General features: G+C 66.5%; 17 protein-coding genes. 11 read left to right on the top strand and 6 right to left on the bottom strand.

The features are described from left to right. The gene (locus H516_RS0102345; protein WP_026378318.1) at positions 1 to 960 is read right to left on the bottom strand and encodes an ABC transporter permease; all 960 of its coding nucleotides are present in this window, start codon (positions 958 to 960) and stop codon (positions 1 to 3) included. Positions 961 to 1,259: 299 nt separating this feature from the next. Here H516_RS0102345 and H516_RS0102340 point away from each other — a divergent pair, with 299 nt between their 5' ends. Beyond that, a complete protein-coding gene (locus H516_RS0102340; protein ID WP_022888118.1) occupies positions 1,260 to 2,102 on the top strand; it encodes a M55 family metallopeptidase in 843 nt (280 codons plus the stop codon). 274 nt (positions 2,103 to 2,376) lie between these two features. Here H516_RS0102340 and H516_RS0102335 read toward each other — a convergent pair whose 3' ends face one another. The 4 genes from H516_RS0102335 to H516_RS0102320 form a co-directional block, all read right to left on the bottom strand. After that, the gene (locus H516_RS0102335; RefSeq protein ID WP_026378317.1) at positions 2,377 to 3,495 is read right to left on the bottom strand and encodes an alpha/beta hydrolase family protein; all 1,119 of its coding nucleotides are present in this window, start codon (positions 3,493 to 3,495) and stop codon (positions 2,377 to 2,379) included. 26 nt (positions 3,496 to 3,521) lie between these two features. Continuing rightward, positions 3,522 to 4,544: a DUF6545 domain-containing protein gene (locus H516_RS17810; RefSeq protein WP_022888117.1), complete on the bottom strand. Its 1,023-nt coding sequence runs from the start codon at positions 4,542 to 4,544 to the stop codon at positions 3,522 to 3,524. Beyond that, complete coding sequence (locus H516_RS0102325; RefSeq protein WP_026378316.1) at positions 4,541 to 5,005, bottom strand: hypothetical protein; 465 nt, start codon at positions 5,003 to 5,005, stop codon at positions 4,541 to 4,543. Before H516_RS0102325 ends, H516_RS17810 begins: the two co-directional genes overlap by 4 nt. Positions 5,006 to 5,070: 65 nt before the next feature. Further along, positions 5,071 to 5,493, bottom strand: coding sequence for a hypothetical protein (locus H516_RS0102320; RefSeq protein WP_022888114.1), 423 nt, complete (start codon positions 5,491 to 5,493; stop codon positions 5,071 to 5,073). A 342-nt stretch (positions 5,494 to 5,835) separates the two neighbouring features. Here H516_RS0102320 and H516_RS0102315 point away from each other — a divergent pair, with 342 nt between their 5' ends. The 9 genes from H516_RS0102315 to H516_RS0102275 are packed head-to-tail and all read left to right on the top strand — an operon-like array spanning position 5,836 to position 12,939. Further along, entirely contained in the window at positions 5,836 to 6,897 is a 1,062-nt protein-coding gene (locus tag H516_RS0102315) for an ArdC family protein (RefSeq protein ID WP_026378315.1), read from the top strand. Next, positions 6,897 to 7,826 carry a bifunctional DNA primase/polymerase gene (locus tag H516_RS22900; RefSeq protein WP_022888112.1) on the top strand — a complete coding sequence of 310 codons (930 nt, stop codon included), beginning with the start codon at positions 6,897 to 6,899 and terminating at the stop codon, positions 7,824 to 7,826. Before H516_RS0102315 ends, H516_RS22900 begins: the two co-directional genes overlap by 1 nt. Then, positions 7,814 to 8,512 carry a DUF2637 domain-containing protein gene (locus tag H516_RS17800; protein WP_022888111.1) on the top strand — a complete coding sequence of 233 codons (699 nt, stop codon included), beginning with the start codon at positions 7,814 to 7,816 and terminating at the stop codon, positions 8,510 to 8,512. Before H516_RS22900 ends, H516_RS17800 begins: the two co-directional genes overlap by 13 nt. Continuing rightward, on the top strand, positions 8,505 to 8,915 hold the full coding sequence (locus H516_RS21095; RefSeq protein WP_022888110.1) for a hypothetical protein: 411 nt from the start codon (positions 8,505 to 8,507) through the stop codon (positions 8,913 to 8,915). The genes H516_RS17800 and H516_RS21095 overlap by 8 nt, the downstream gene beginning before the upstream one ends. A 3-nt stretch (positions 8,916 to 8,918) precedes the next feature. Beyond that, positions 8,919 to 9,809 carry a hypothetical protein gene (locus H516_RS0102295; protein WP_245561694.1) on the top strand — a complete coding sequence of 297 codons (891 nt, stop codon included), beginning with the start codon at positions 8,919 to 8,921 and terminating at the stop codon, positions 9,807 to 9,809. Continuing rightward, positions 9,806 to 10,783, top strand: a complete 978-nt coding sequence (locus H516_RS0102290) for a ParB/RepB/Spo0J family partition protein (protein WP_026378314.1) — start codon at positions 9,806 to 9,808, stop codon at positions 10,781 to 10,783. The genes H516_RS0102295 and H516_RS0102290 overlap by 4 nt, the downstream gene beginning before the upstream one ends. Positions 10,784 to 10,837: 54 nt before the next feature. Next, entirely contained in the window at positions 10,838 to 11,494 is a 657-nt protein-coding gene (locus H516_RS0102285; RefSeq protein WP_022888107.1) for a hypothetical protein, read from the top strand. 13 nt (positions 11,495 to 11,507) lie between these two features. After that, a complete protein-coding gene (locus H516_RS0102280; protein WP_022888106.1) occupies positions 11,508 to 12,671 on the top strand; it encodes a M23 family metallopeptidase in 1,164 nt (387 codons plus the stop codon). Between the two features lies 1 nt (position 12,672). After that, a complete protein-coding gene (locus tag H516_RS0102275) occupies positions 12,673 to 12,939 on the top strand; it encodes a DUF6112 family protein (protein WP_022888105.1) in 267 nt (88 codons plus the stop codon). A gap of 21 nt (positions 12,940 to 12,960) precedes the next feature. Here H516_RS0102275 and H516_RS0102270 read toward each other — a convergent pair whose 3' ends face one another. Then, complete coding sequence (locus tag H516_RS0102270; protein ID WP_157432114.1) at positions 12,961 to 13,335, bottom strand: hypothetical protein; 375 nt, start codon at positions 13,333 to 13,335, stop codon at positions 12,961 to 12,963. 296 nt (positions 13,336 to 13,631) lie between these two features. On the opposite strand from H516_RS0102270, the gene H516_RS0102265 reads away from it, so the two are divergent. Further along, a complete protein-coding gene (locus H516_RS0102265) occupies positions 13,632 to 13,901 on the top strand; it encodes a DUF6112 family protein (RefSeq protein WP_022888103.1) in 270 nt (89 codons plus the stop codon). The last annotated feature ends 2 nt before the right edge of the window (positions 13,902 to 13,903 follow it).

Raw genomic sequence — 13,903 nt, 5'->3', positions numbered from 1 at the left:
TTACTTCCCTCCTGACTTTGCGAGGCGGACGCGCGGGTCAATGAACCCGTAGAGGATGTCGACGAGCAAGTTGACGAGGAGGAAGACGACAGTGACGAGGAGCACCACTCCCTGAATCACTGCGTAGTCGCGGCGCGGGATTGCCTGGATGAGCAGAGACCCGAGTCCGGGAATGTTGAAGATGGTCTCGATGACGGCGGCGCCGGTGACGAGTGCGCCAAAGGTGAGACCGACGACAGTGAGGATCGGGAGGCCGGCGTTCTTCAGTGTGTGCGAGAACAGCAGACGCCGCTCGCCCACGCCGCGCGACCGCGCCGCATCGATGTACTCCGCATTGAGCACGTCGAGCACGGCGGCCCGCGTTGTGCGGGTGATGTAGGCGGAGATAGTCGCGCCGAGTGCTAAGGCGGGAAGCAGCAGCGAGTCCATTCCTCGACCGAAGTCCTCGAAGGGGTTGGTGTAGCCGGACACCGGGAGCACCCTCAGCCATACGCCGAACAGCAGGATGAGCAGGAGGCCGAGCACGAAGCTCGGCACCGCAAGCCCGATGAGAGTGAAGCCGTTCACGGTCTGGTCAAGGACGCCGCCGCGGTAGCGCGCGGCGAGTGTACCGAACGGGATCGAGATCACGAGCGCGAAGATGATAGCGAGCAGCGCAAGCTGCATCGTTGGCTGCACGTTGTCGGAGATCGCGGCGACGACCGATTTCCGCAGGAAGATCGAGTCCCCAAGGTCTCCCCGTAGTGCGTCGGCCACCCATTGGAAGTACTGAATGATGAGCGGTTCGTTGAGTCCGAGCCGTTCCCGAAGTGCGTCGACCTGCGCTGCCGACGCCTTGGCGCCGAGCATCGCCCGGGCAGGATCGCCCGGTGTGAGGTGCAGGATCGAGAAGATCACCACCGATACCGCGAATAGGAGTGGAATTAAAGCCAAAAGTCGCTTGGCTACATACATCAACATTGATGGAACTCCTCTAGGGCGCCCAGGGTTGTACACGAGTACGAGCCACGCTTCTGTTCTGGAAGACAGCTGTGGTTCTGGGGTTCCCAGAAACAACTGACATGCGCTCTCCTCGTCTTCGGGGCTGGCAGTCCTCCAACCGTATTGCTGCGTGATCAGATGTGCGTTGTTCGATGCACCAACATCTCTAGCCGAGAACTGGTCGATCGACCTAGAACGCCTCCCCAATCCGCCTTAGGCTGAGAACCGAAGTGTCATCGCACCTCCCCGTGCCGAGGCCACTCGCAGAAAGGTGAAGAATGCGGGTATACATCTCAATCGATATGGAAGGTGTCGCCGGCGTCGCGACCCTGGATCAGGTCATTCGCGGAGGTCACGGCTACCCCCGGGCGCAGCAACTCATGACCGGGGAGGCGAACGCTGCCATCGCGGGAGCGTTCGAGGGCGGAGCCACCGAGGTACTTATCAACGACAGCCACGGCACGATGGACAACCTGATCCACGCCGACCTCGACCCGCGCGCACGAGTGATCTTCGGTAGCCCGACACTCGACTGCATGGCGGAGGGAATTTCCGCAGAACACGATGTCGCGCTCTTTATCGGCTACCACGCGGCGGCCGGCGCTGAGGGCGTCCTGGCTCACACCTATTCCTCGTGGTTCACCGAGGTACGAGTGAACGGCGTGCCCGTGTCCGAGGCAGACGTGAATGCGCTGCAGGCCTCGGCGGTAGGTGTGCCCGTCGGCCTGGTGACCGGCGACGACATCATCTGTACCGCAGTCGCGAGGACCCTGCCCGGCATCGAAACGGTCGCCGTGAAGCAGGCTCGCGGCTGCAATGCCGCCAACTCGCTGTCACCGGCGGAGTCCCAGCGCCTCATCTCCGGAGCGGCCGCGCGTGTGGTCAGCCGGGCGAGCTCCTACTCACTGCCCATCGTTCCCGAGATCCTTGAGGTTGAGATCGACCTGCCCAACGCCTCGGCCGCGGAGCAGGCGGCCATGATCCCGCATGCCGAACGCACCGCGAATCGCACGGTCAAGCTCATCGCGCGCTCCCCCCGTGAAGCGATTGGCTTCGTGGAAGTCTGCTATCAGCTCGCGGCGGCCGCGCTGCGCAGCCTGCTCCCGCTCATCAGCCGCTGAACTCGAAGCTCTACCATCTCATCCCCACAGACCCATGGGGCCCGTGTTCAATTTCACGCCAACGGCGGGCGCTACTTGAAGTGGGTCCCGGCGGGTGGCCGCCGCGAGGGGCCGGGTTCGGTTCAACTCATGGGATACGACGACGACGGGGATGCTCACCAAGGGTGGACGACACCAGTCTCTCGCTCGACATACTCAATCGTTGCTTCGTCGATTCCAGCGGGTGCGACGTCGTCCTGCATGGGAGCCGACTTCAGAAGAGGGCAGCGGCAGATCACCGTCCGATGTGATCATCCAACATAGTCCCGACGGATGCCCGCCAACGCTCGGAGTCAGCGTTCCACGTCATGCTGTGGTTAGCATCAAAGATCTCGAGCCGCACGAGGTCAGGTCGAAGTTCATGGAGGCGCTCCGCGAGCCCCATCGGCGCCGACGTATCGGCCGATCCGTGGAGGAGAAGCGTCGGGACGGCGAGCTCATCGGCACGCGTGATCCAATCGAAGCGGCGCAGCCCGACGGGCACATCGAGACCTAATATGCGTGACAGGTACCGGTTGTCGAGCCACGGTACGGCGAGCGCGCCGGTCCACGCGGGAAGGCCTGAGCGCCTACAGTTTGCCTTGATGGTGGATTCCCAGTCGAGAACAGGCGACTCGAGCACGAGCCCGGCGACGATACCGCGAAGCTCCGGCTCTGCAGCGAGTTGCAACGCAATGGCCGCCCCCATCGACCAACCGAAGAGGATGCCTCGGCTCGCGCCGTGCCCGAGCGCGTAGCGCACAGCGGCCCGCACATCGTCGATTTCAGTGGCGCCGAGCGTCGACCGTCCTGAACCAGTGGTCGGGCCCTCGCCGTCATTCCGATAGGTCACTACGAGCGAGGTGAGTCCGGTCTCGGCGGCGACTTGCACGCCGCGGAGCGTTCCGGCTCGTGGGCTTCCGAGGCCGTGAATGTGGATGGCCCACGTCGTCGATGAGCCAATTCGAGGGCGAATGAGCCAGGCGGGGGCTGGGCCGGCATCCGTCGGGATAGCGACGTCCGATGGCTCGAGGCCGGCATCCTCCGGGCTCGAGAAGTAGATGCCGCTCCAGGACGCTCGTTCGCCGACATGGAGTCCCGTGTGGGGCTCGCTCAACACGCCGCGGCCGACGAGCCCCGGACCGAGGTCGTCGACTTCGCTTGACAGCTGAACCCAGCCTCCGTTCTCGAGCAGGAGGCAGTAGCGACCGGGCGCTGCCGTTTGTGGCGTGCGGTCGAGCGCGACGATCGGCCGCTCCCCCAAGGCATCCACCCCACGAATGGTGAGGTCGTACGTCCGACTGCGCACGGGAGTGGTGAGGCGCCTCGCGATACCCAAGCCTAGGCCTCCGAGCGCGACGCCGATCGAGGCCACCGCGCCCGCTACCGCCCACCTCACGCTCATCGCTTCTGCTGCCCCCACCCGACACCGGAGTGCCCGTGCGCCACGGATGCAGCAGCACCCGGACCCGTTCCGAGCAGATGCCGCTCCGCCCGCTCGACGAGCCCTCGTTCGTCATCGCTCACCTCGAACGACACCCGCGTGTCGATCATCGCATCGCGGACCTCAACGACCTGGCGGTGCAGCAGTGTTTCGCCATCGTCGGTGTGGAATGGGGCAACCTGGCTCTGGCTGATACCGGGTCGCACCGCGATTGCTCGGGCCCACAGCGGCATGAGCTCGCGCGCCAGCGCACGCGTTGACCGTTCCCGCGAACGTGATTGCAGGCTTCGGGCGACTGGCTGTCCGGCGAACCCGAAGCAAAGGAATGCGAACGTCAGCAGGTAGAGCGGGTTGTAGGCGACGGAAACCGCGGCCATCAGGTCGAGGTTGCCGGCCAGGTGCGCGACATCCATCGTCATGACGACAATGGTGAGCGCGAAGCCGAAGACGCTACCGAGGACCAGCGAGGCTGGTGGCAGAAGTTGGACGCCCCTGTTGACTCGCAGCTGCCGGGCCGCGAGCACGGCCATCGCCGTGAGCACGACCGCGTAGTAGGCGAAGTGAATCATCGAGTAGGCGGCTGCAGCTGGCTGGTATCCGAGGTCAAGCATGAAGGTCGTGGTGGTGGAGTCCCGATCGATGAGGAAGAACGCGACGATCGCACAGACCAGCGCGGTCGCGAGCGCGGGAGTCCCGAGTGCAACCTGTACGGATCGCGGCTGGTGATCGGATGCCTTCATGACGCCGCGACCGAGGAAGAACACGCCGACCGTAAGGGCGAGATCGGCAATGAGGGTCACAAAGTTGGTTCCGCCGACAAGTCCGTCGAGCGCGACATAGATCGAGTCGATGTTCAAGGTCATCGCGATCGCGATGATGAGCGCGGCGTAGGTGATGCTGCGCTCCCCACGTCCCCGGCGCAGGATGAGCAGGCACGCAAGGAGCAGCCACATCAGAACGGAGACGAGGACCGGAATCACCCGAAGATCTCCAGGAACCGCGACTCGTGCATCGCTGACCCGCGGATCGCGGCGGCCAACTGGTCGGCAAGGGACTCCGCCACAATCTCGTCGGCGGTGTCGAGGTTCTGTCGCCGGAGTAGGCGCCGCCGGGTCTCAGGCGGGATTTCCGGCAGCAGGATGTCGGGTTCCGCGGGATCATCGTCGTCGCCGTGGTCGAAGATCATGTGCGCGAGCTCGTGCAGTACGAACTGCTGTCGATGCAGCACCGATTCGCTGTGTGCGTGGAGTACCAGATCTTCTGCGTCGGTCTTGAGCCAGATCGCGCAGAGCCCATCATGGTCGCGGAGTTCGGAGAGTTCGATGATCCGCAGGCGACGCCCGCGCCGAGACTGCACCACGCTGACCAGCTCGTCGAAGGTGAACACATCCCCGAGGGCGAGTGCGTCGAATGCCGCTGACACTGCGGCCTCGCTGTTCATGGGTCATCACCTCCGTTGGGACAGTTGTAAGGTCCCTGGCGCCCTCGGCGCATTCGCGCAGCTGGCTACGTTCTCATGATCTCCTCGTCGAGGAACTTGCTGATTGCTGCGAGCGCGTTCGGCGAGATGTCTCCGAGCGTGCGAGCGGCGTACGACTTCACGCGCGCGGCGCGCATCGAGCGAACGAGGTCGAGCTGTGCGCTCACCTTCTCCGGAGCTTCCGCACCTTCGGCGCCCATCAAGAACTCGGTGTCGACGTCGAAGAATGCGGCGAGCCCGTCGAACAACGCACGGTCCTGCACGTATCGGTGACCGTTCACCATGTACGTCCAGCGGGATCGCGACAGGTTGATCCCGCACTCCTCGAGGAACGCGGCGATCTGCGTGTACGTCGGCTCCGAGCCCGATTCAGCGACCGCGACGTCGAGGAGCAGGCGGAGGCGCTTCGCGAGGTCCTCTGCGGCTGCTTTGCTCTCGGCTTCGTTCATGTCTCGCATCCACCATCACCCTCGGGATAGCTCCCGTACCGCTGATATGCGTCGCTTCGGCATTCGAACGATTGGGCATGCTCAATCTACTCGGCAAGCATGCTCAACACAAGCATTGCGCATGCTCAAATCACGTGGTAGGAACAGAGACAATTGAGCGTTGAGCATGCTCAATGAGGGAGGTGGTCCAGCAAGCTCCGAACTCCGCGGTGTCCACGCTCGCTCGCACGCGCGGCCTCCGCGATGCCGCTCATCTGCGCCCGGAGCATCCGTGCGCAGACCGGCACACCTATGCGTCAGCCACGCTCAGACGCGCGGCGGTCGTTCCGAAAGGTGGTCACCGTGTCGACGAACCCGCAACCGCAACGCGATCGGGAAGCGAAGCTGGTCGAGCTGCACGAACAACTCGTCGCTTCTGTCGAGACACTGGTGACCGGCGACGAGTGGAAGCGCGCCCTCGAGTTCGCCGCCCGATTCCGCACGCGATCCTTCAACAACACGCTGCTGATCTGGTGGCAGCACGACGCTGCATACCGACAGGGGCGCGTCCCCGACCCGATGCCGAGGTACGTCGCCGGATTCAAGCAGTGGCAGATGCTCGGCCGCCGAGTGATCGCCGGACAGCGCGGATACATGATCTTCGCGCCGCTCACCGCGCGCTTTGCGACCTCGTCGCCCATGGACGCGGACTCGTGGCGTCGGCTGAGGCGGAACGAGCGCCCTCGTGCCGGCGAAGTCGTTCGCTCGCGAATGGTGGGAGTCCGGCCGGCGTACGTCTGGGATGTCTCGCAGACAGACGGTCACTCGCTGCCCGAACTGCCGGTTCCGCGGCTGCTTCGCGGCGAGGCACCGCCGGGACTGTGGGATGGGCTCGCCGCGATCGTTCGCGACGAGGGCTTTGGTCTATCGATGGTGACGGATGCCTCGGAGCCCCGCGGTGCGAACGGCGTCACTGATTTCGGGGCTCGCGCGGTCATGGTGCGCGACGACATGGATACCTCTGCGCGTGTGAAGACGCTCGCACACGAGCTCGCGCACATCCGAATGCACGATCCCGGGAGTGACGCCACTTTGCATCGTGGCATCGGCGAGGTCGAGGCGGAGTCGGTCGCGCTGATGATCGGCGCAGCGCATGGGATCGATACGAGCGACTACACAATTCCGTACGTGTCGTCGTGGGCGAACTCCGTGCGGGGGAAGACACCGGTCGAGGTGATCCAGGAGACCGGCGAGCGTGTGCGACGAACCGCCGCCGCCATCCTCGACAAGCTCCCCACTACACAAGGCGGCGCGGGCGATCCTCCCGGACTCGATCGGTCTGCCCCCGCTCATCGCGTCACCGCGGCGGCCGCCGCTGCGTCGGCAGAGCGGCAACCGGGGCAGCTCGAAGTGCGGAGCCTCTGATGGGCGTCGCAGAGCTGCTGCTCTTCACCCACCGCTTGCCGACACGCGATGCGGCGATTGCGTTCGCTGGTGCCCGCGTTCCAGTCTTCCCGTGCACCCGTGGGGAGAAGCGGCCCCTGACCTCGGCGGGATTCCACGATGCAAGCTGCGCCATCGGCCAGGTCGAAGAGTGGTGGGCTCGCTGGCCCAACGCGAACCTCGGCATTCCGACCGGCAGCGCCTCCGGGATCGACGTCGTCGATGTCGATGCGAAGGGCGCCTCGGGGTCGGGCTTCCCCACGTTCGAGCGAGCCGCCGCGGCGGGACTCGTCGACGGCGAACTCGCCCGGGTTCGCACGCCATCAGGCGGCCTGCACGTGTACTTCCCTGCGATGCCGTCCCGCCCGCAGCGCTGCTGGCAGGCAGCCGTCGCCCACATCGACTTCCGCGGGACCGGCGGGTATGTGATCGCACCACCATCGGTCCTGGCGACGGATCACGGCAGGATCGCGTATCGACTCTGCTCCGTGTCATCCGCTCACACGAAGCCCGTCGACGCCGGCGCGCTCCGCGAGTTCGTCGACCCGCGCCAGGCGCTACCGAGGCCGCACACAGCGAAGCCGCCCCCAGCCGGGCCGCCCGACCCGAACCGGCTCGCCGGATGGGTGGGGCGTCTCCGCGAGGGCGAGCGCAACGCCGGTCTCTTCTGGGCAGCCTGCCGACTCGCCGAAGCAGGCTTCCCACCCGACGCCGTCACATCCGCACTCGCGCCGGCCGCAGCGAGCGCCGGCCTCGCAGATGCCGAGATCGCGACCACGATCCGGTCCGCCAGCCGTCAAGCCTCGGCGACACCACCGGGGCCGCCGGGCTCGAGGCAGACTCCACCGGGCCCCTGGTCTGCTCATTCGTCACCACCACGACGGACAGGTGACACGCGATGCCTGCCCTGACCCGCCCGACTACTCCCCCTCGCCCCGACGGCGTCCGCCTCGCGACGATCACCGCTGTCGTCGGCACCGTCTTCATTGCAGCCGGAGCGTTCTGGCTCTCATTCACTTCGCTCAGCGACCTCGCGCGCCGATCCGGGCTCGACGCAGGGCAGTCATGGGTGTGGCCGCTCATTGTCGATGGCATCATCGTCGTCGCGACCGTGGCGGCCGTCGCTCTCGCGCGATCGCGCGTGGCCTGGTATCCGTGGATGCTCCTGATCGCCGGTGCTGCCATCTCCGTCGCCGCGAACGCCATCCACGCGATCGTCGCCGACACGACAGAGGCGCCGCTCATGCTCGCGGCATCCGTCTCAGCCGTCCCACCCCTCGTGCTGCTCGCGATCACCCACCTGACCTCGGTCCTCATGCGCGCTCCCCGGAAGACGGCTTCCGCCGAGGCCGCGGCGCCCGCAGCCGCGAAGTCGCCGACGAGCCTGCAGGCGGCCACGATCATCCGCCAACAGCCCACCGCTGCCCTCGTACCCCGAGACGACGCTTCCTTCCTGCGTGCGCTCGGGTGGTCGAACTCGGCGATCGCGCGTCAGCTCGGCGTGCACCCGTCGACCATCGGGCGGTGGCTGCGTGACCATCTCGGCGCACCTACGTCGCAGACCGGCACCGTGAGGGAGGGCGCGAGCGATGGATGAAGACGATTTCGAGCAGAACCGCCGAATCGCGGATGACTGGCGCACGGGCATCCCGGACATGGATGCACCGACCGACGATGTCGCCGACCGCATTCGCGCCGCGCTCGCCGCCCGCAGCACCGCGACTGAGGCCGACCCGGCTCCCGCCCACGACCCGAGGCGACCCGCACGGCGGCCAGCAATCGTGTGGGTCCGGGCATCCGACCTGTTGAGCGCCGGTACAGGCCGCATCGCCGGTCGCGGGCTTGATCTCGAAGCCGACCTTGCCCGCCGGCTCCGCCGCGCGCCGGCGGCAACCCGGCGGGCGATCCGAGAGCGGGCGGCGAAACTGCCACCCCTCTCCGAGTTCGGCCGCTCCCCCGAGCACCCCCAGGTTGCCCGCCCCGGGTTGGGACGGCGGTGAGTCATGAGCATCCTGCAAACCGCGGCAACCCGCACTGAACAGCCGGGAGGTGCCGCGATGAACTGGTGTTCGACGCGGGAACGCGAACCGGAAGCCTTTCGGAATTCCGAAGGACTGAGGATGCTGCTCAAGCGCATGCAGGAGTCCGACGGCAGAGCCTGGCGCACCGACCCGGAAGCCAACGCCCTCCTGCAGTACGCCGCCGAGAAGTACTCGGCCCTCGCCCGCAAGCACAGACTCGACCCGTGGGAGGCCGCCTCCGCGGCGTTCGACGCGATGCGCGCCCCAGCGACGGTCCGCGCGGACGACCCGTGGGCGCTGGTCACCCGCGCTGTGCAGGTCACGTGCATCGCTGAAGAACGTGCACAGGGGCTGCTGTGCTCGGTACATCAGGCGCGGCGGGCGAAGGTGTCGGTGTTCCACGATGCCGAGCGCTTCAGCGACCGCGAGCATGAACTGCCCGAGTATCACCCGGCGTTCCGGACCGCTGCCGCCGACGCGATTCCCGACGCTGATTCGGCGCCGGACGTGGACGTGCGGGCCGCCATTCACGACGCGATCACCCTCTTCACCCTGCTTGGGTGGCCGAGCGACCGGGCGCGCACCGGCGTCGAGTACATCTGCGGGCGTCTGGCGGATGCACCGTCACGGGCATCCGCCTACGAATCCCTACGCCGCGACTACGCGGCCCGCGCCCAACTCGACCTGCCGCAGCGCGCCTGGCACGCCATGCTGAAGGCCCTGCTCGGATGCTGCGACCCGATGCATCAGCACACGGTCGCGGGCCGAGGCGTCCTATTGCGCTTGCTCGTCGGCGAACCGCTGCGTGCCTTGCTGCACGACGACGACCTCGTCACCGACGTCGTCGTAAACACCCCATGGGCGACGGCATGACCAACGGCCAGGGGCACATCGAGCTCGAGCGGGCGATCGACTCGATCCGCGTCGGCGCCCGCCACCGCACCGACCTCGGTGACATCGACGCCCTCGCCGCTTCCATCGAACGCCAGGGACTGCTGCAGCCGATCACGGTCACGCCCGACGGTGACCTCGTCTGCGGGGCCAGGCGGCTCGCAGCGTTGCGCCAACTCGGGCATCGGACAGTGAGCGTCTGGGTGCGGTCGGGGATCTCCGATGACCTCGCACGGCTACTCGCCGAACAGGACGACAACGCACTGCACAAGTCGCTCGCCCCGACCGAGGCGGCGGCGCTGTATCGCGAGGTCAAGCAGTTGCTCGCCGAGGATGCCCAGAGGCGGCAGGCGACCGGTCGGTTCGGGGTCGGCGGCGTCCACCTGCGCGGTGCCGCACCCGGTGCGGCACCGCTCCGTCGGGGTTCCGGTGATACCCGCGCGCAGGCAGCGCAGTTGGTGACCGGCAATCGCTCGTACAACACGCACGAACGCGTTGGTCGGCTGCAGCAGATCGTCGACGACGAGGATGCGACGGACGAGCTCCGGGCCGACGCGGCGCGAGCACTCGTCGCCATCGACGGCGGCGCGCCGGTCAAGCCGGCGCTCCGGTCAGTGGCGACGCAGCTGCACGCGGTCGACGGACCGACCATGCCTGTGGACCTTGAGCAGCTCGCGACGGAAGCACTCGCCCGCGTCAAAGCAGAATCTCGGTCGAAGCGACGTAGCCGACGGGCTGTGAGCGCGGGCGATGAGATCGTGAAGCTGCCGATCCGGGCGTTCGTGCTGCAGTGGTCCGACCTGTGGGAGTGGTGGCTGCGCTTCGACCTCGACGAGATCGCAGCCGAACTCACCGATGAGCAGTGGGACCAATTCGAGTCGACGGTCGCCGGCACGGTCGAGTTCGCCGAGGGGATCCGAGCGCTCCGGAGCCGGGCTCAGGCGAGCGCCCGCTGACCTCGCGCACCTGTCTCATGACCTTGCTATCGAGACGCTGCAGAGGAGCCGACAATGCCGTTCGCCCGTCGTCGCCGACTGATCATCGCTCTGGTTGCGGGCGGATGCATCCTGCTCGCGCTCATCGCGATGGGGATCTACGGACTACTGCGCGGGCCAGCGGTCGAAGCCGAGCACGAGTCCCGTCCAGCGTCGGCGGCGAACACGGCATCAACTCGACCCGACCCGATCTCCGCGCCGCACCCGATCGCCGCGACATCCGACCCTGAACGCTTCGCGCGCAGCGTCGCTCGGTCGCTCTTCGACTGGGACACCCGAGCACCCGACAACGCCGCCGAGTGGGCACAGTCGCTCGTCGACGTCGCGGACGCCGAAGAGGCGGTCGGCGTTGCCACCGATGTGCGCGCCTATCTCCCGGCCTCTACTGTCTGGAAACAACTGCAGACCTACGGCACTCGGCAGCGCCTCGACATCGAAACGGTCGAGGTTCCGGATGCCTGGACTACCGCCCGCGCACAGGCATCCGCTGGTCAGATCTCGAAGACCACAGTCGCCTACACCGTGACCGGCACTGCCCACCGCGAAGGCGTTTGGAACCGCGAGCTCGTCGAGAGCTCCCGCCTGGTGTCGTTCACCGTCTTCATCGACTGCCCGACCGACGTGTCGTGCCGACTGCTGCGACTGTCGCGCCCCGACGCGCCGCTGCAGTGAGGATGACCGTCCGGTGAAGAAGCTCCTCCTCATCCTGCTAGTGCTCATGTTCATCGGCCCGCCCGCCGGGCTCGTGGGCGTCGCTGCGCTCGTCAACCCGGCCGCGCGCTCGTGCACGGTCGGCTCGCTCATCGTCGGCAGCATCCCCGATTCCCTCACCACTCGAACCAGCAGCGGCCAGACTCTCACGCTGAACCGTCGGCAGCTGACGCATGCGGCCACGATTACCACGATCGGTTCGCAGATCGCCGGCGTCGGCCGCGACGGTGTGATGGTCGCGCTCATGGCGGCGCTCACCGAGTCGGGCCTCAGAATGCTTGCCAACCCCAGCGCTTACCCCGAATCGGCGGACTACCCGAACGACGGCATCGGATCCGACCACGACTCCCTCGGGCTCTTCCAGATGCGCCCGGCCTCAGGATGGGGCACTGTCGCCGAGCTCATGGATCCGAACTATCAGGCCCGCGCCTTTTACGGCGGACCATCCGGCCCGAACGACGGTTCACCGCGGGGTCTGCTCGATATCCCGAGTTGGCAGCAGCTCGAACGCGGCGCGGCTGCGCAAGCCGTCGAGGTCAGTGCCTACCCGGATCGCTACCGCGACTACGAGCCCGTCGCCGAAACGATTCTCGCCGCCCTCACCCGCTCGAGCTCGACCGGCCCAGGAAGCGGCGTCGCCCGCGTGCCCGAGACGACGCAGATCGTCTTCCCTCTCCCGAATGGCACTTACACGAGCACCGACAGCTTCGGCTGGCGAACCGACCCCGTCACCGGCGCCCGCGCCTTTCACGCCGGCAGCGATCTCGCTGCACCTGGCGGCACCCCGATCCTTGCCGTCGCCGACGGCCGCGTCGTCTTCGCCGGCCCGCGCGGCACCTACGGCGGGTTGATCATCCTTGAGCACACGGTCGCCGGCCAGACCGTCGCCACGTACTACGCGCACATGTACGAATCGGGCATCCATGTCGATGCGGGCGACAGCGTCGCCGCCGGTCAACACATCGGCGACGTCGGCTCTGCCGGTAAGTCCACTGGCCCGCACCTGCACCTCGAGATCCACCCTGACGGACAGGGCCAACCCGCCGTCGATGCCCTCGACTGGCTCGCCGAACACGGCGCGGCCGGCATCGGCGACGCAGAGGTCGCCCTCGCCGGATGCCGCCCCGAAAGGAACTGAGATGGACATCTTCCCTGACTTCGGTGCTGTCGGCGCCGCTGCCGATCTCCGCAACATCATCGGCGCCCTCATGACCTACGTCCTGATCTTCGCCGTGCTCATGATGATCATCAGCGCTACCACCTGGGCACTCGCCACCGCGAACGGGCACTACCAAACCGCCACCCGGGCCCGGCTCGGCTTCTGGGTTGCTTGTGGTGCTGCGGCGCTCGCTGGGCTCGGGGTGACTTGGACGAACTTCTTGCTCGGCGTTGGACTGTCGCTCTGATCTCGCGACGAAGGTCGCCGTTCAGCGTAGCTGTGCACTCACGGTCACGTCGTAATAGGGCTGGGAGCCAGCGATCTTCGCATACATCACTGGGAGGAGGCCGCCGTCCAACGCGTCAGTAATTCGTGGTGTGACCTTCGCGGCATCCTCGCGTGAGAGATAACCGGCACTCACGCGGTCCCATTCCTCGTCTCCGGCCAAGATCAGGTCGACACGAACCTGGTTCAGCTCGGGCTCTGGGACTAGCGTCGCCAAGCGACATTCCGCATCGATGCCGTTCTCGTCCCACGTCGAAACGACCCAAGGGACATCACCGGTGCCGTGCCAGCTTGAGATGACCTTGAAGTCGCCTTCGATGCCGTTGACGTCTATGAGACCAACCAACGGCTTGGGCATGTAGGCCAATACTCCTAGCGACGGCATGACAACGCCGCGGATCGTGATGTTGTCAGGCCGCTGCGCGATGCGAACTCCCGCGCATGTGCTCCTAAGCATCCATCCTCCTCTGACCTGCCACCTCAACTCGGTGCCGAGGACGACGGATTCATTCGATAGTCCGCGCCTTCGTATTGGCGCTCCTGACGAGCCGTCGCCTGATCATATTCGTTGCGCAACTGTGCTGCCAGAAGGCTCATCGTGGTGTGAGTCGCACACCTCCCAGTCGACCCTTCAATCAGGCTGAGGAGCGCGACATGATCGACATCGACCCCAACGGCACCGGCCTACCCGGCATCGATCAACTCCGCATCATCGTGGGCGCCGTCATGACGATCGGCCTCATCATGGCGGTGCTCGCGCTGATCGTCGCAGCAATCGTGTGGGGGTTCGGCGCGAACTCGTCGAATCCACACCTAGCCTCGCGCGGTAAGGCCGGCGTACTGATCGCTTGCGGAGCCGCGGTCATCTGTGGCGCGGCGGTGACGCTGACGAACTTCTTCTGGAACGTCGGCCAGGCCGTCTGAGA

It is taken from the genome of Agromyces italicus DSM 16388 (genome assembly GCF_000421545.1).
Taxonomy (GTDB): domain Bacteria; phylum Actinomycetota; class Actinomycetes; order Actinomycetales; family Microbacteriaceae; genus Agromyces; species Agromyces italicus.
The sequence above is the reverse complement of the archived record's forward strand: the minus strand, read 5'-3'. Positions and strand labels throughout refer to the sequence as shown.